This is a genomic window from Mycolicibacterium sediminis, assembly GCF_010731735.1.
Taxonomy (GTDB): Bacteria; Actinomycetota; Actinomycetes; order Mycobacteriales; family Mycobacteriaceae; genus Mycobacterium; species Mycobacterium sediminis.
Map to the genome: position 1 here is coordinate 2,776,711 of NZ_AP022588.1, position 16,618 is coordinate 2,793,328.

The following is a 16,618-nucleotide window of genomic DNA, read 5'->3' on the forward strand; positions in this document are numbered from 1 at the left end:
GGAAGGCGATTTCAGTTCAGCAAATTGATCTTGCGAATAGTTTGCCACCAATGCGGACGTTGGCGCATCAACGCAGGCCTCGGCACTCGACATGGTCAGCAACGTTGGCTCGACGCAGGGCCATGCGTCGTTGGCGAATAAGTGCCGCTGACAGCAGTTGTCCGACGCTGGATGCCGCTCGTCAGCTAAGCGAATCTAAACATTCCGTTCGCAAATTCTTCGTTATTGACATGCGCGTCCTTTTGGGTGTCAGGTAACAGGGACAGCTAGCAAATGCGGGGGCTGATCGGAGGCCGATGGTGTCTTGTTCACACGGCCCTGCGCACGCGGGGCTGCCCGGTTCGCGAGAACTTCGTGGTTCGTCGGGTCGTCGTATCGGCACGCTCGCGTTGATGATGGCCGCGGGTGCTGCCATCGCTGGTTTGACCGGCACGGCGCACGCCGAGACCGGTAGCGGAGGCACGGGTCCATCGTCGGGCGAATCGAGTCCCAGTTCGCCGGGTTCGTCGGGTGCCGGCTCAGCCAGCAAGCCGGCCGCCGGGCTCGGAGGACCGCACGGCACCCACGGCGCAGATACGACTCCATCCGCCGGTGGTGCCGGCCTCGACACCCGCTCTCCGTCGGGGACGGCTGCAGCAGCGACTTCTGGGGGCGCCGACCGTGGACCTGTTCCGTCTGCCGGGTCGGCGAGTGGCCGCAGCAACTCGCCGAGCTCCCGAACTGCGGCTCGCACGACGACGGACTCGGCCGTGCGGCCCAAGAACACCCTGCGTTCGACACCGCGCCCACCAGCGAGCGAAGCCGGACCGATGAGCCAAACGGGCCTCACTCCGCAGACCCAGTCCCGGGTGGCCACAACGGCGACGCCTTCGGCCAACTACGCCCCGATCGCGCGATCGGCCGCCGTCGACCCCGTCGCCAAGCCGGCGGTGACACCTGTCGCCAGGACGTCACCAACCCGTCCGACCGCTGCGCCGGTCACCACTGCGTTGACGGCGACCAAGCCGGTGCCACCGCCCACCGCCCCCACTGCTCCGACGAATGCGCTCGCGGTGTTGACTGCCGCCACTGCGCCCGTCGGCTCGCGTCAGTCCGCACAATTGGTGTCGACGACGACGTCCACGTCCACCGGAGCGCCGCCGACGTCGGGCACCGCGAACGTCGCCGCGGCGGCGACCACCGCCACCGCCACCGTCCTTCCCGGGCAACTGAGGTCCGGCGGGACGATCCCCGTCGGCGCCGGACCCACCGGCATCGTCGTCCACGGCAACCGCATCTACACGGCCAACACGGCGGGCAATTCCATCACCGCAATCGACGGCGCCTCCGGTGCCGCACTCGCGACGATTCCGGTCGGAAGGGCGCCGACGGCCCTGGCGGTCAGCGCGGCGGGCGACGTGTTGTACGTCACCAACAGCGGTGACAACACCGTCACGGCGATGAACACCACGAACGGCGCCATCCTGTCCACCATGGCGGCCGGCTACACGCCGCAGGGCATCGCGATCACCCCCGCGGGCCGGCTCTACGTCAGCAACACCGCCGTCAACACGGTCACCGTCCTGAATCCGACGTCCGGTCAGACGGTGGCGACGGTGAACGTGGGAACGGCTCCCGTCGGCGTCACCGCCAGTCCGGACGGATCCCGGGTCTACGTCGCGAACCGCGGCCAGAACACGGTGTCAGTGCTGAACACCACGACCAACTCCGTCGTCGGGACGTACGCGGTGGGCTCGATGCCGCAGGCCATCGCTGTCAACGCCGCCGGGACTCGGTTGTACGTGACCAACAGCGGGAGCGACGACGTCACGGTCCTGGATGCCGGCAGCGGCGCGACGCTGGCCACGATCGCCGTCCGCGACCAACCCTTCGGCATCGCTCTCAGCAAGGACGGCACACTCGCCTACGTCGCCAACAGCGACTCGTCCGTCTCGGTGATCGACACCGCGACGAACACGAAGGTCGTGGGAACCCTGCGCACCGAGACGGCGACCGGCAGCATGGTCGCCGTCAGCTCGGACGGAAAGACGCTGTACACCACCTTCTCGGGTGGCGCGACCGTGAGGACGGCGTCGTACGTCCCCGTCGCGGCGCTACCGCCGGCGAATCCGGGCACGGCAGCCGGGCCGGTCTTCCTCGACTTCAGCGGACCCGCGGGCACCCTCGCCGACCCGTCGGTCTTCAGCTACCAGCTCGGCGCCGGAGGCGCGACGGGCGAGCAGCACGTCTACACGAACTCCCCGGCCAACGCCTCGCTCGACGGGCAGGGGAATCTCGTGATCCGCGCGATCAAGGAACCGGTCGTCGTCCCGGGCTACGGCACGTTCGACTACAGCAGCGCCTACCTGACCACTCAGGACAAGTTGGAGTTCACCTACGGCACGGTCTCGGCGCGCATCAAGTTCCCCGCGCAGCAGGGCGTCCTTCCGGCGTTCTGGATGCTCGGATCCGACATCCAGTCGGTGGGTTGGCCGACGGGTGGGGAACTCGACATCATGGAGGTCACGCCCGGCATGTCGGGATCGTCGATCCACAGCGCCGCGGGAAGTTACTCGGTGGGGACGACCCAGCAGTTGGCCGGCGACTTCCACGAGTACTGGATGCGCTGGGAGCCGAACAAGATCACCACCGGCATCGACGGAACGACGCTGGCGACGTTCACCCCCGACTCACTGCCTCCGGGCGCGCCGTGGACCTTCAACGACCGTTCGATGTACGTGATTCTCAACGTCGCCGTCGGATCGCCCTTCGGTCAGCCCGACGCGACGACCCAGTTCCCGGCCGACATGGTCGTGGACTGGTTCCGCTATCAGCCGCTCGCGACGACGACGATGGTGTAACCGCCTACTCGGCGGCGGCGTCGCCCTTGATCTCGGCGATGACGGTGCCCTGCGTGACGGCGGCGCCGGCTTCGACCGCGAGTCCGGTGATGACCCCGTCCTTGTGGGCGGTGACCGGGTTCTCCATCTTCATGGCCTCGAGGACGACGACGAGGTCACCCGCGGCGACCTGCTGGCCCTCCTCGACGGCGACCTTGACCACGGTGCCCTGCATGGGCGCGGTGACGGAGTCGCCGGACGCCGCGGCACCACCCTTCGCGCCGCGCTTGCGCGGCTTGGGCTTCTTGCGGATCGCGCCGGGTGCGGCGCCGCCGCCACCGCCCAGTGCCAGGTCACCGGGAAGCGACACCTCGAGGCGACGCCCACCGACCTCGACGACGACGGTCTGGCGCGGGATGGTGTCTTCCTCCTCGAGCGGAGTGCCGCCCGCGAAGGGCTCGACCTTGTTGTCCCACTCGGTCTCGATCCAGCGGGTGTGGACGGTGAAGCCGTTCTCGTCGCCGATGAAGGCGGGGTCGGACACCACCGCGCGGTGGAACGGGATGACCGTGGCCAGGCCCTCGACGGTGAACTCGTCGAGCGCGCGACGCGACCGGGCGAGTGCCTCCTCGCGGGTGGCGCCGCTGACGATCAGCTTGGCCAGCATCGAGTCGAACTGGCCGCCGATGACGGAGCCCGTCTCGACACCGGAGTCCAGGCGGACGCCGGGGCCGGTGGGCGGCACGAAGTTGGTGACCGGGCCGGGAGCGGGCAGGAACCCGCGGCCGGCGTCCTCGCCGTTGATGCGGAACTCGAACGAGTGGCCGCGCGGTGTCGGGTCCTCGGTGATGTCGAGGGCCTCGCCGTTGGCGATCTTGAACTGCTGCAGCACGAGGTCGATGCCCGCGGTCTCCTCGGTGACCGGATGTTCCACCTGCAGGCGGGTGTTCACCTCGAGGAACGAGATGAGGCCGTCCTGGCCGACGAGGTACTCGACGGTGCCTGCGCCGTAGTAGCCGGCCTCCTTGCAGATCCGCTTGGCGGACTCGTGGATCTCCTTGCGCTGCGCGTCGGTCAGGAACGGCGCGGGTGCCTCCTCGACCAGCTTCTGGAAGCGGCGCTGCAGCGAGCAGTCGCGGGTACCCGCGACGATGACGTTGCCGTGCGTGTCGGCGATCACCTGGGCCTCGACGTGACGCGGCTTGTCCAGGTAGCGCTCGACGAAGCACTCGCCGCGGCCGAAGGCCGAGACGGCCTCACGGGTGGCCGAGTCGAACAGCTCGGGGATCTCCTCGAGGGTGCGGGCCACCTTCATGCCGCGCCCGCCACCGCCGAAGGCGGCCTTGATGGCGATCGGCAGGCCGTATTCCTTGGCGAAGGCCAGGATCTCGTCGGCGTCCTTCACCGGATCCGACGTGCCGGGTACCAGTGGGGCTTCCGCGCGCGCGGCGATGTGGCGAGCCGTGACCTTGTCGCCGAGGTCTCGGATGGACTGCGGGCTAGGTCCGATCCAGATGAGACCCGCGTCGATCACGGCCTGCGCGAAGTCGGCGTTCTCGCTGAGGAAGCCGTACCCGGGGTGAACGGCGTTGGCGCCGGACTTCTCCGCGGCCTCGAGCAACTTCTCGAACACCAGATAGGACTCGGCCGAGGTCTGGCCGCCCAGGGCGAAGGCCTCGTCGGCGAGGCGGACGTGCGGCGCGTCGGCGTCGGGGTCGGCGTAGACCGCCACACTCTCGAGACCCGCGTCGCGAGCGGCCCGGATGACGCGAACTGCGATCTCTCCACGGTTGGCGACGAGCACCTTGCTGATCTTCGAGTTCGCGTGACTCACCACTGCGCCTCCTGACGGCGGGTCGAATTCCGCGCATCCTCGCGGATGCGCTCTCGGCAGTTTAGGAGACGGCGCCTCGTGACTGGAGGGGCGGGTGGATACGGCCTCGGGAGACGTGGGTCACCGACGTCGTGGCATTGCGCAGACGGATGGACTCGACCTTTGTCGCAGCCGTGCTGACGGCGTCAGTCGGGGATTTGCCACGGTTGACGACTGGTCATCCCCTTATTGACGCCAAATACAATTTTTGGCCGAGGGTCAGCAACCAGCACATAAGTGGACATACGGAGGTCTTAGGGGGTCTGAACGGCAGGCATGAGCAGTTTTGAGACGCATCTCACTGCCTAAATGGCAATTATCGGTTGTTATGTCGGAAGTACACCCGTTGTCACGCGCACACTCGGTATATTCTGCTGAAGAATTTGCTAACGTCGGGGAGTTCCCAGTCGGCCCGAGCGGAACCGAAGAGTGAGTGAGGCTTCGAGGTGAGCGTAGTCGAGCACGCCTTCAACGTTGCGGCAAACGCCGTGCCGTCCGAGCGGACCCCCCGTGTCTGGCACCGCAAGTACGCCCGCCGGCTCATCGTCGTCGACGCGGCGGCCGTCGTCGTCGCCGTGGCGATCGCGCAGTGGGTGCGATTCGGGTTCCTGCCGGAAACCGACGGCAACTATCAGACCGCCGACTACACGGCCGTGTCGATCATCGTCGCCGTCTGCTGGTTGACCGCGATGTCGATCTTCCGAACCCGCTCGCCCCGGATCATCGGCGAAGGGCTCGAGGAGTATCGGCGCGTCTGGCTGGCGACCATCTCCGCGTTCGGTGCCATCGCGATCGTGGCGATGGTCTCCAAGCACGACATCGCACGGGGGTACCTGATCATCGCCCTGCCCGTGGGAGCCATCACGCTCCTCGCGGGCCGCTGGATCGCCCGGCAGATCGTGGCGTCCGCACGGGCCAGGTACGGAAAGTGCATCACCCGGGTGCTCGTCGTCGGCAACCCACGCGTCATCGGAGACCTCGCCCGATCCCTCGCACGGGACAACAACTGCGAGTACGAGGTGGTCGGTGCGTGCGTTCCCGGCGGCTTCTCGCAACGCGCGATCGACATCCCCGGCGTCCGCTCGGTCCCCATCTGCGGCGACGAGTCGGACATCCTGCTGGCGATCGAGGCCACCAACAGTCACGCCGTCGCGCTGACGGCGACCGAGCGACTCGACGGCCGGGCGATCCGCGACATCTCGTGGCAACTCGAGAAACTCGACGTCGACCTCATGGTCGCTCCGGGCGTGGTGGACGTCGCCGGCCCGCGGCTCACCATGCGTGCCGTGGCGGGACTGCCGCTGATCCACGTGGAGAAGCCTCAGTACGACGGCGCGAAGCGCTTCGAGAAACGTCTCTTCGACGTCGTCTTCGCCAGTGCCGTGCTGTTCTGTCTCTCGCCGATACTGCTGCTGGTCGCCGCGGCGATCAAGATGACGAGCAAGGGTCCCGTGTTCTACCGCTCGGAGCGGATCGGCATGGACGGCGAGCCCTTCCAGATGATCAAGTTCCGGACGATGGTGCCGGACGCCGACGAGTTGAGGGACGCGCTGGCCGCGCAGAACGAGAGCGACGGCGGCGTCCTGTTCAAGATCCGGAGTGATCCACGCGTCACCCCGGTGGGACGGATCCTGCGGAAGTACAGCATCGACGAGATCCCGCAGTTCATCAACGTGCTCAAGAACGACATGAGCGTCGTCGGGCCACGGCCCCCGTTGGCCAGCGAGGTCACGACGTACGACGACTACGTCAAGAGGCGTCTGCTGGTGCGGCCGGGAATCACCGGTCTGTGGCAGGTCAGCGGCCGGTCAGATCTGTCCTGGGAGGACACGGTTCGACTGGATCTGTTCTACGTCGAGAACTGGTCCTTCGTCGACGACCTCATCATCTCCGCGAAGACGGTGCGCGCCATGATCAGCGGCGACGGTGCCTACTGAGCCAGGCGGCGCTTGATCCGGGTCAGCATCGCCGACATGCCCCGCAGCCGCAGTGGACTGATGAGGGCACCCAGTCCGAGTTCCGAGTAGAAGTCGTCGGGCACGGCGAGGATCTCGTCGGCAGACCTCTCGTCGAGGCCGGTGGCCAGGATCGAGGCGAATCCGCGGGTGGTGGGCGCTTCGGCAGGGGCGCTGAAGTACAGCCGGACGTGGTCGCGGTCGTCCGCGTCGACGTGCAGGAACAGCGGCGACTGGCACTCCGGCACCGGCTCCATCGCCGCCTCTTCGAGATCGTCTGGGAGTGGCGGCAATTCGTTCGCGAACTCGAGCAGCAGCGTCAGCTTGTCCTGACCCTGCATCTCGGCGAACTCGGAGACGACCTCGGCCAGGGCCGGGGGCATGGGAGAGGGCGCGGTCACGGCGCCTCGCCGGGTTCGTCACCGACCGCGACAGGAACGCGAACCGCGTTGCCCCACTCGGTCCACGAGCCGTCGTAGTTGCGGACGCCGGGCAGGCCGAGCAGGTGGGTCAGCACGAACCACGTATGGCTCGAGCGCTCACCGATGCGGCAGTACACCACCGTCTCGTCCTCGGGGGTGAGGAAGCCGTACAGCTCGTCGAGTTCGGCGCGTGGGCGGAACCTGCCGTCGTCGTTCGCGGCCTTGGCCCACGGGATGGACCGGGCGGTGGGGATGTGGCCACCGCGCAGCGCGCCCTCCTCGGGGTAGTCGGGCATGTGGGTGCGCTCACCGGTGTACTCCATGGGCGAGCGGACGTCGATCAGAGGCTGGCGACCCAGCGCACCGAGGACGTCGTCCTTGTAGGCGCGGATCGCGGAGTCCTCGCGCTCGACGACCGGGTAGCCCGAGGTGGCCGTCGACGGCACGTCGAGCGTGGTGTCGCGGCCGTCGGTCACCCACAGGTTGCGACCACCGTCGAGCAGTCGGACGTCGGGGTGGCCGAACAACGTGAACACCCACAGGGCGTAGGCGGCCCACCAGTTGCTCTTGTCTCCGTAGATGACGACCGTGTCGTCGCGGCTGATGCCCTTGCGATCCATCAGCGCCGCGAACTGAGCGCCGTCGATGTAGTCGCGCACGTTCGGGTCGTTGAGGTCGACGTGCCAGTCGATCTTGACTGCGCCCGGGATGTGCCCGGTGTCGTAGAGCAGGACGTCCTCGTCGGACTCGACGATCGCGAGTCCCTTGCGGCCGAGATTGCTCGCCAGCCAGTCGGCGGTGACGAGGCGCTCGGGGTGGGCGTACTCGGCCAGGGCGGGGCTGGGATCTGCGGGCAACGGCATGTCGCGAGCCTACCGTCGCGGTGCGGATCGGCGTGGCGCAGCCGACCTCACGTCGGGTCGTCAACCACGTCCGCGAGTGACGACCCCACCCGGTGCAGCAATCGGCGCAGTAGCGGGAGGCTGAGGCCGATGACGTTCGACGGGTCGCCGACGATGCCGTCGATGAACCAGCCGCTCCTGCCGTCGAGAGTGAAGGCACCCGCCACGCCCAGCGGCTCGCCGCTCGCGACGTAGGCGTCGAGTTCCGCATCCGTGGGCCTGCCGAAGTGAATGGTGGTGTCGCCGCACTCGATCGCCCGGTCCGCGACGACGCCGCCCACGATCCGGAGCACGGCATGCCCGGTGTGCAGGACACCGTCGCGGCCCGCCATCGACGTCCACTGCCGACGGGCGACGTCCGCGGTACCCGGCTTGCCGTGCATGCGTCCGTCGAGCGAGAGCATGGAATCGCAGCCGACGACGATGCAGTCCTCCGTCAGACCGACCGGCAGTGACCCGGTCACCGCCTCGGCCTTCGCCACGGCGAGCGCACACACCAATTCCGCCGGACTCACGCCGTCGGGGAGGCCGGCGGCGACCGCGTCCTCGTCGACGTTCGAGACGACCACCAGGGGTTCGACGCCCGCGCGACGCAGGACGCCGAGCCGGCCCGCCGACGCGGATCCCAGGACGAGGCGGGTCATCGCCGCATGTGCGTCCGTTCCAGCAGTGTGACCAACTGCCAGCTGAACACCGTGTACCGCAACTTGTCGACCGGGTGGCCCCAGGGGTTCAGTTCCTGCGGGCCCGGTTCGGCGGGTCCGCCGCGGGCGCCGCCGAGCACCGTCACCAGCGCGGCCAATTCCTCGACCGTCGGATTGCCCTTCTCGACGCGGAACACCGCGACCGAGTCGTCGACCGGCGCGTCGATCGTCATGTCGCGCGGGTCGCTCAGTTCGGTGATGTCGATGTCCTGGGACACGTGTCCGTCCTCCCGGTGGGTCCTTCGAGCGTGATCGGCGGCGGGGTTACAGCGGGATGTTGCCGTGCTTCTTCGGCGGCATCTGAATCACCTTGCGCTGCAGCAGCCGAAGCGAGGTTGCGATGTACCCGCGGGTGTGCGACGGCGGAATCACCGCGTCGACGTAGCCGCGCTCGGCTGCGATGTACGGGTTCACCAGCGTGTCCTCGTAGTCCTGCTGCAGCTGCAACCGCAGCGCGTCGACGTCCTCGCCGTCGGCGGCAGCCTGCTTCAGCTGCTGCCGGTAGACGAAGCCGACCGCGCCCGAGGCGCCCATGACCGCGATCTGCGCCGTCGGCCACGCCACCACGACGTCGGCGCCCATGTCCTTGGACCCCATCACGCAGTAGGCGCCGCCGTACGCCTTGCGGGTGATCACGGTGACCTTCGCGACGGTGGCCTCGCCGTAGGCGTAGAGCAGCTTCGCGCCGCGCCGGATGATCCCGTTGTATTCCTGGTCGGTGCCCGGCAGGAAACCCGGGACGTCGACGAGCAGCACGATGGGGATGTTGAAGCAGTCGCAGGTCCGGATGAACCGCGCGGCCTTCTCCGAGGCGTTGATGTCGAGGCATCCTGCGAACTGCGTGGGCTGGTTGGCGACGATGCCGACCGATCGTCCGTCGATGCGGCCGAAGCCGACCAGGATGTTGCCCGCATAGTCGGCCTGCACCTCGAGGAATTCGTCGTCGTCGAGGATCCGCGTGATGACCTGGTGCATGTCGTACGGCTGGTTCGGCGAGTCGGGGATGAGGGTGTCGAGTTCGATGTCCTCGTCGGTCAGGCTGTCCTCGATGGCGCCAGGGTGCGGCGGGGAGACCAGACGTGGCGGCTCGGCGTAGTTGTTCGGCGGCAGGAAGCTGAGGAGGTCGCGCACGTAGTCGAACGCGTCCTGCTCGCCCGAGGCCACGTAGTGCGCGGTACCCGACTTGGCCATGTGGGTGTGCGCGCCGCCCAACTCCTCCATGGTCACGTCTTCTCCCGTGACCGTCTTGATGACGTCGGGTCCGGTGATGAACATCTGGCTGGTCTTGTCGACCATCACGACGAAGTCGGTGAGGGCGGGGGAGTACACGTGGCCACCCGCGGCGGCACCCATGATCAGCGAGATCTGTGGGATGACGCCCGACGCGAGGATGTTGTTGCGGAAGATCTTGCTGTACAGGCCAAGTGAGACGACACCCTCCTGGATCCGGGCGCCCGCTCCGTCGTTGATCCCGACGAGAGGTCGGCCCGTCTTGATCGCGAGTTCCTGGACCTTGACGATCTTCTCGCCGTAGACCTCGCCGAGGCTGCCGCCGAACACGGTCGCGTCCTGGCTGAAGATGCAGACGTCGCGCCCGTCGATGGTGCCGTAGCCCGTGACCACGCCGTCGCCGACCGGTCGGTTCTGCTCCATCCCGAAGTTCGTGCTGCGGTGTCTCGCCAACGCGTCGAGTTCGACGAAGGAGCCCTCGTCGAGGAGGGCCTGGATGCGCTCCCGGGCGGTCAGCTTGCCCTTGGCGTGCACCTTCTCGACGGCGGCCTCACCGACCGGGTGCAGCGCCTGCTCCGTGCGATTGCGGAGGTCGGTGAGCTTGCCCGCGGTGGTGTGGATGTCGGTCTCGGCTCCAGCGGTCGGTTCCGTAACGCTCGTCATGGTCATGGATAGTATCGGCGCGCCGCAGGGTTCCCACATCTCCCCGGTGGTGCGGGCCGTACGCGCCGCCGACGATCCTTCGATCCCGACAGGAGACCACCCGTGCCCACAGCCGGTCGGACCCCCCTCGACGTCACTGAGCTACGGGAGCGGATCCTCGCCTCGGTCCCCGCGAGTCGGATCGACGTGGTCGCCGAAACCGGCTCGACGAACGCCGATCTGATGGGCCGCGCCGCCCGGGGGGAGGACGTCGTCGGCGCCGTGTTGATCGCGGAGAACCAGACGGCCGGCCGGGGCCGGAACGGGCGGGTGTGGTCGTCGGTGCCGGGCGCGCAGGTGATCGTGTCCATCGCCGTCGATGCCGCCGACGTGCCCGTCGGCTCGTGGGGGTGGGTGCCGCTGGTGACGGGACTGGCGGTCGTCGACGCGGTGCGCGAGGTCACCGGCGTCGAGGCCGGCCTCAAGTGGCCCAACGACGTGCTCGCGGCATCCGACGGGCGCAAGCTGGCCGGAATCCTCGCCGAGGTCGCACCGTCGCCGTCGACCATCGTGGTCGGCGTCGGCCTCAACGTCTCCTACGACGCCGACGAACTGCCCGATCCCAATGCCACCTCCTTGACGCTCCAAGGAGCGGCCGACGTCGACCGGGCCGGCCTGATCGTCGAGTTGCTCGGCGAACTCGTCCGCCGCGTGGACGGGCTGCGGTCGGCCGGGGGTGCCGACGCCGACCTGGTGGCTGAGTACGCGTCGCGCAGCCTTACCGTCTCGGCCCGCGTGCGAGTGACCCTCCCCGGCGATCGCACGGTCGTCGGCATGGCCACCGGCATCGACCCACAGGGTCGACTGCACGTCGACACCGAAACGGGGGTGATCACCATATCCGCAGGTGACGTGGTTCATCTGCGGCCAGTCTGAGCGCCGGTCGCTCTGGCCCGGCGCGGCGCTCGAACGGTGCGGCGAGCAGCGCGTCCCCGACGGCGGACCCGGGTGGCTCAACCCGTGCGCAAGCCGTCCGACGGAGACGCGAGGCGCCGCCTCACCGCTCCTTCGGCAACATTTGCCGGACGCGGCCGTGGATGTCGGCGGTTCTACTCAGCTAAGGCGATAACTTGGCTTACATTACGACGACTCGCGCTGAGCCAGAATCGAAGGAGCGCTATGACAGCGGCTGTGACTGCGGCGTTCCGTCTTCTGGGATCGCTCGTCCTGTGCGTCGCCATGGCGTCGTCGTCGGCCCTTCCCGTGGCATGGTCCGAGCCCGCGCCGGAGCCTGTCGTCGAGGCGCCGGCGGCCGGCACCACTCCTGCGATCGCCTGGCGGCAACTGGGCCTCGCCGACCGCATCCAGATGCTCGGCTACAACCTGCCGACCGACATCGCGGTTCCCGTGCCGCAGGGTGTGCTGCCGACTGTGCTGACGGGCCAGGTCGGCTCGGTGGTGGACGTCGGTCCGGGCGGCCGGGTGGACGTCCTCGACGTCCGTGGCACCTTCCTCGGCAGCATTCCGCTCCCCGTGGGGCCGGTCACGGCGCCCTTCGCCGTCGACATCGCCGCCGCACAGGTGGTCGGTGGGATCGCCGGACTGAGCTTCCTTCTACGTGTGGACAGTTCCCCGACGACCGCGTGCGTTCCCCCGCCGGCCGTCACCCTCAGTGAACTCTCCACGGCGTTCTCGGGCCCGACCCCCAACCCGCGCACCGTCGCCGACTTCCTACCGGGCTACCTCGACCAGATCGTCATCCGCGTCGGCCCGACGCCGAACGAGGATCAGCAGCAGGCCGCGTTGGACCTCGTGGCACAGCTCACCAAGCTCTACCGCCCGATGCCGGTGCGGATCGACGTCGACACATCTCCGGACGCGGTGCCGCCGGCCGAGTCCCGGCGGGTGATCGACGTCCGCGGCGACGGTGCGCCCGGGATGACCGTGGAGAATCCGGACACCCCCGAGGCCGTCCTCGCCATCACGGGCAGTGGTGACGACTTGAAGCGACAGGTGGCGCTGTTCGCCGATCGCCGCTTCGAGCTGGCGCAGACGACGTCCGTCTCGGTGGCGTCGTCGACCGACGCGCAGCCCAAGTCGACCGACACCAGGACGTTCGGCCAACTGGGCATGACCGGTCAGGTGTCCGTCCTCGGTGCCACGACGCTGTTCACCGGCTTCGATCCCGGCTCGTTCGGGGTCGGGAAGGTGGGCCGTGCGCGGATCCACCTGCTGGCCGACTACTCGCCGATCACCGGAGGAGAGGGCTCGGTGCTGGTCCGGGCCGGATCGACGGTCATCGGCGCCAAGGCGCTGGACGACTCGGGCAGACTCGACCTGAACATGGACGTCCCCTCCGAGGCGATCAGTTCCACCGTCGCGTTGGCGATGGAGGTCCGCTACACGCCACGCGAGGGCTGTGCGCCGGTGTTCGACCGGATCACCTTCGCGCTGAATCCTCAGTCGACGGTGTCGGTCACGGCGGGAAGCAACGACCAAGCCGGGTTCCCCGTCCTCCCCATGTCGTTCCTACCGGACTTCGACGTCTCCGTGGACAGCCCCGATCACCTTCGCTTCGCCGCCCAGGCCGTCAACCTCCTGGCGCAACAGACCGGTGCGATTCTCCGACCGCATGTGACGACCCTCGATCAGGCCGTATCCGATGGGGACACCGGACTCCTCGTGGTGGCCGGTGGTGACGAACTTCGGCGGGTCAACCTGACCCCGCCGCTGCTGCCAGGCCAGAACGACTCGTTCACCACCGACGGCACACCGGTGACCGGCGTGGACGGAGCGGGCCCGCTCGGAGTCGTCCAGACGTTCTCGGAGAACCGGCGCACCATCCTGGCGGTGACCGGTACCGGCGACTGGGCACTGGTGGATCGCAGCTTCGACTTCATCCGTGGGCTCACCGGGCGGTGGGCATCGCTGACCGGCGACGTCGTGGCGACCGGCGGGGCGGGCGAGACGGTGAATCTCACAGTCGGCGCTGACACCCAGTCGATGAGTGACGTCGACGATCCTGCGGCGGAGGCTGCGGTGGACGGCGGCAGCTGGCGGGTCGAGGGGCTCATCGCCGCCGGTGCGCTCGTGCTGCTGGCCGTGGCGGTGGGATTGTTCGTGCTCATCCGGCGCCGTGGGTCGTCGCGGTAGGACGACCGTTGGCTACCTGGTGGGGCCCGTCCGCGAGGCTCTGATCCGGGGACGCTTGACCCTTTCGGACACGTGCGCGGCGGCAAGCGCCGCGGCACAACCGACGGTGTAGTACAGCAAACGGTCGGTGAGCTGGTTCTCGATGGCTCCGATCGCGAGCCAGGCGACGATCGAGATCACCAGGAACGGCGCGACCGCCACGCCGTGGCGACCCGCGCGCCAGCAGGAGAACAGGGCGCAGAACCAGTAGGTGAACATCCCTGCGGCCAACACCAACCCACCGGCCGACAGGATCTGCAGATAGATGTTGTGAGCCTCCACGATGTGTTCTATTCCGATTCCGAAGAATGGATATCGCGAGATGTCCTCAAGTGCTTGGAGGGTGACCATTCTGCGTTCGGTGTCGCCGCCGGTATTCACGTTGGTTCCACCGAATCGCAGCAGTTCGCCGAGGAAGCCGAGGACGAGTTGTTGAAGTATGAAGAATCCGCCGAGTATCCCCGCAACCGCGATTCCGGCCAACAACCCCAGGACCCGCTTCTTGTGCGGGGACACCAGGATCGCGGCGAGGACGGCCAATGGCAGGACGGCCTGCGTACCCCGGGACCCGGTGGCCAGTGCACCGCCGAAGAGGATGACCAGGGCGATGGTCGGCAGCCAGTGATGTCGGGCCTGGTTCATGAAGTGGACGGCGAAGGGCGCCGCGATGACGCACGTGATGCCCAGGGAGTTCGGGTGCACCGTCAGGCCAGGTTGACGGCGGTTGTTGCTGTCGTAGCCGATGGATTGTGCGATGTGGGTCAAGGCGGTGAGATCGGTGAGTGCCACCATCGCCGAGACGCAGACTCCCGCCAGGAAGCACGCGAGTATCCACGTCACCACCCGGGCGTCGAGCGCCGAGCACGCCACGGCGGCCAGCGGCACCGCCACGAGGGCGATGATCCAGTAGAGGGCCTTGACGAGGCTGTCCGGCGTGATGAAGGGCGGCTGGTACCGCGCACCGAAGACGGCGTCCGGAATGGGGACGACGGACAGCGCGAGCAAGCACGCCAACAAAGCGACGACCGGAGCGAACAGCCACCACGGAATGCGGAAACGCAAGTCCCCGAAAACCACCAGCACCCCGATGACGCCCAGCGACATCACGAGGAACATGTCGGCCAGCTGCAGGCCGGCAATCATGAAACCGCCCCACGTGGCAGTGAATGACGCCACCAGGAACGACGCGATCGCCGCCTTGGGCACCCAAGCGGGCAGCCGGACCGCACCGACGACGTCGCCGGGCAACGGCCGTAGCGTCGTCAGAGGCTCCGATGTCATGGTTCGGTCATCAACTCCCGCCACGTCGGTGACCTCCGCACCGTTGTGGCGCGTGATCCGCCAGCTACCATGTAACCTGCAGGCTAAGTCAGCTTACGGCACGTCAGCGAAGCGCATCGGCCAACACGGGGAACACGATCGAAGGAAGGCACCATGCCGACCATGCAGCGAATGTCCACCCGGGACGCGATCACCGTTTTGTCGCGCGGCTGGTGGATCATCCTCGGGACCGCGCTCGTGTTCGGCCTGATCGCCCTGGTCGTGTCGCTGATCCAGAAGCCCGTCTACGAGGCCAGTACGACGATGTACGTCACGGCCGGCAGCATCGAGAACCGCGTCACGCCCTACGAGGACGTGATGGGCTCGCAGAACCGTGTGAACTCGTACGCCAAGCTGGTGTTCTCCGACTCCGTGCTCGAACCCGCCGTCAAGGCGGCGGGACTCGACATGCCGGTCGATCAGGCCCGCGACGTCGTGGGCGCCGAGACGGTCCCCGACACGGTCCTGCTGACGATCACGGCGCGCGACGCGAGCCCCGAGGTGGCTCGGCGGCTCGCCAACGCGGTCGCCGACTCGATGGCCGACAGGGTGTCGGCTCTCGAGACCCCAAGCGGGGGAGGCCAACCCTCGGCGCGCCTGACGGCGCTGAGCCCTGCCACCGTGGCCGACGACCCGGTCTCGCCGCTGTTGTTGATCAACACCGTGCTGGCGACCGTCATCGGCCTCTTCGCGGGAATCGTCCTCGCCCTGGGCCGCGAGCGACTGAACAATTCCGTACGCGACGACGCGGACGTCGAGCGGCAGGCGGGCACCCGCACCCTCGCCAAGCTGCCGCATGATCGGCTCTTCGGGGAGACATCCACGCTGGACTTCGGTGCGGCGGCAAGTCCTGCCGCAGCGGCGTTCCGGCACCTTCGCACGGGGCTGTCCGTCGCTCACTCGGAGCGCGCCCTCTCCACGATCTTGGTGACGAGTCCCCGCAAGGGTGACGGGAAGTCCACGGTCGCAGTCAATTTGGCGGCGGCGTTCGCCGAGGGCGGCAACTCGGTCGTCCTGGTCGATGCGAACCTGCGGCAGCCGGGCGTCGGAGTCCGCACCGCGACGAGCGACGCGCGGGGACTGACGAGCGCGATCACCGGCCGGGCGCCACTCTCGGCGATCCTCCAGGTGGCTCAGTTCGACGGCTTGAACGTCCTGACCGCCGGGAAGCTGGGCCGAAGCAATCCTGCCGACCTGCTGTCGTCACCGGCGTGCGGCACACTCTTTCAGGAACTGAGGCAGTCGTTCGACTACGTCATCGTCGACGCCGCGTCTCTGCTCGAGGGCCCGGACGCCGAGGCTGCGGCGCGTTGGGTGGACGGCGTCCTGCTGGTGGCCCGGCCGAAGCGCTCGAAGATCTCGGATCTCCACGACTGCATGGACCACTTGGAGAACATCAACGTCGACGTGATCGGCGTGGTGTTGAACGAGGGTCACGCCACCGACCGGCGGGACGCCACCCCGGCCGCTCCGCAGTCGGATGGGCCGGCAACGACGCCGGTCAAGCACGCCGCATCGCCGTACGCTGCCACGCGCGACACACCCGCGCTCTGACGCGG

12 protein-coding genes are annotated in these 16,618 nt (G+C 68.1%); 5 read left to right on the forward strand and 7 right to left on the reverse strand.

From position 1 onward, the window contains the following. The first annotated feature begins 809 nt into the window (after positions 1-809). Positions 810-2,840 carry a family 16 glycosylhydrolase gene (locus G6N64_RS13330; protein WP_163797491.1) on the forward strand — a complete coding sequence of 677 codons (2,031 nt, stop codon included), beginning with the start codon at positions 810-812 and terminating at the stop codon, positions 2,838-2,840. Between the two features lie 4 nt (positions 2,841-2,844). On the opposite strand, the gene G6N64_RS13335 is transcribed toward G6N64_RS13330, so the two are convergent. After that, positions 2,845-4,656, reverse strand: a complete 1,812-nt coding sequence (locus G6N64_RS13335) for an acetyl/propionyl/methylcrotonyl-CoA carboxylase subunit alpha (protein ID WP_163797492.1) — start codon at positions 4,654-4,656, stop codon at positions 2,845-2,847. A gap of 482 nt (positions 4,657-5,138) precedes the next feature. Here G6N64_RS13335 and G6N64_RS13340 point away from each other — a divergent pair, with 482 nt between their 5' ends. Continuing rightward, positions 5,139-6,629, forward strand: a complete 1,491-nt coding sequence (locus G6N64_RS13340) for a sugar transferase (RefSeq protein ID WP_163797493.1) — start codon at positions 5,139-5,141, stop codon at positions 6,627-6,629. Here G6N64_RS13340 and G6N64_RS13345 read toward each other — a convergent pair. From G6N64_RS13345 to G6N64_RS13365, 5 genes are read right to left on the reverse strand one after another with little or no spacing between them, the layout of a single operon-like run. Then, positions 6,623-7,030 carry a SufE family protein gene (locus tag G6N64_RS13345; RefSeq protein WP_163801741.1) on the reverse strand — a complete coding sequence of 136 codons (408 nt, stop codon included), beginning with the start codon at positions 7,028-7,030 and terminating at the stop codon, positions 6,623-6,625. The two genes, G6N64_RS13340 and G6N64_RS13345, sit on opposite strands and share 7 nt — an antisense overlap. 14 nt (positions 7,031-7,044) lie before the next feature. After that, positions 7,045-7,932 (reverse strand): sulfurtransferase, encoded by an 888-nt coding sequence (locus G6N64_RS13350; RefSeq protein ID WP_163797494.1) that lies wholly within the window; start codon positions 7,930-7,932, stop codon positions 7,045-7,047. 47 nt (positions 7,933-7,979) lie between these two features. Further along, positions 7,980-8,615, reverse strand: coding sequence for a Maf family protein (locus G6N64_RS13355; RefSeq protein ID WP_163797495.1), 636 nt, complete (start codon positions 8,613-8,615; stop codon positions 7,980-7,982). Then, on the reverse strand, positions 8,612-8,893 hold the full coding sequence (locus G6N64_RS13360; RefSeq protein WP_163797496.1) for an acyl-CoA carboxylase subunit epsilon: 282 nt from the start codon (positions 8,891-8,893) through the stop codon (positions 8,612-8,614). Before G6N64_RS13360 ends, G6N64_RS13355 begins: the two co-directional genes overlap by 4 nt. Positions 8,894-8,939: 46 nt before the next feature. Further along, complete coding sequence (locus G6N64_RS13365) at positions 8,940-10,568, reverse strand: acyl-CoA carboxylase subunit beta (RefSeq protein WP_163797497.1); 1,629 nt, start codon at positions 10,566-10,568, stop codon at positions 8,940-8,942. Positions 10,569-10,670: 102 nt separating this feature from the next. Here G6N64_RS13365 and G6N64_RS13370 point away from each other — a divergent pair, with 102 nt between their 5' ends. Together G6N64_RS13370 and G6N64_RS13375 are read left to right on the forward strand one after the other, a co-directional pair. Beyond that, positions 10,671-11,483: a biotin--[acetyl-CoA-carboxylase] ligase gene (locus tag G6N64_RS13370; protein WP_163797498.1), complete on the forward strand. Its 813-nt coding sequence runs from the start codon at positions 10,671-10,673 to the stop codon at positions 11,481-11,483. 243 nt (positions 11,484-11,726) lie between these two features. Beyond that, entirely contained in the window at positions 11,727-13,700 is a 1,974-nt protein-coding gene (locus tag G6N64_RS13375) for a hypothetical protein (RefSeq protein WP_163797499.1), read from the forward strand. 12 nt (positions 13,701-13,712) lie between these two features. On the opposite strand, the gene G6N64_RS13380 is transcribed toward G6N64_RS13375, so the two are convergent. Then, positions 13,713-15,020: an O-antigen ligase family protein gene (locus tag G6N64_RS13380; protein ID WP_163797500.1), complete on the reverse strand. Its 1,308-nt coding sequence runs from the start codon at positions 15,018-15,020 to the stop codon at positions 13,713-13,715. Between the two features lie 153 nt (positions 15,021-15,173). Here G6N64_RS13380 and G6N64_RS13385 point away from each other — a divergent pair, with 153 nt between their 5' ends. Then, complete coding sequence (locus G6N64_RS13385; RefSeq protein ID WP_163797501.1) at positions 15,174-16,613, forward strand: tyrosine-protein kinase domain-containing protein; 1,440 nt, start codon at positions 15,174-15,176, stop codon at positions 16,611-16,613. Positions 16,614-16,618: the final 5 nt, after the last annotated feature.

Bases quoted from the DNA above. Each gene is read 5' to 3' on its own strand.
- G6N64_RS13375 (WP_163797499.1), top strand. From the start codon at position 11,727: ATGACAGCGGCTGTGACTGCGGCGTTCCGTCTTCTGGGATCGCTCGTC.
- G6N64_RS13350 (WP_163797494.1), bottom strand. From the start codon at position 7,932: ATGCCGTTGCCCGCAGATCCCAGCCCCGCCCTGGCCGAGTACGCCCAC.
- G6N64_RS13355 (WP_163797495.1), bottom strand. From the start codon at position 8,615: ATGACCCGCCTCGTCCTGGGATCCGCGTCGGCGGGCCGGCTCGGCGTC.
- G6N64_RS13365 (WP_163797497.1), bottom strand. From the start codon at position 10,568: ATGACGAGCGTTACGGAACCGACCGCTGGAGCCGAGACCGACATCCAC.
- G6N64_RS13385 (WP_163797501.1), top strand. From the start codon at position 15,174: ATGCCGACCATGCAGCGAATGTCCACCCGGGACGCGATCACCGTTTTG.
- G6N64_RS13380 (WP_163797500.1), bottom strand. From the start codon at position 15,020: ATGACATCGGAGCCTCTGACGACGCTACGGCCGTTGCCCGGCGACGTC.
- G6N64_RS13345 (WP_163801741.1), bottom strand. From the start codon at position 7,030: ATGCCCCCGGCCCTGGCCGAGGTCGTCTCCGAGTTCGCCGAGATGCAG.
- G6N64_RS13330 (WP_163797491.1), top strand. From the start codon at position 810: ATGAGCCAAACGGGCCTCACTCCGCAGACCCAGTCCCGGGTGGCCACA.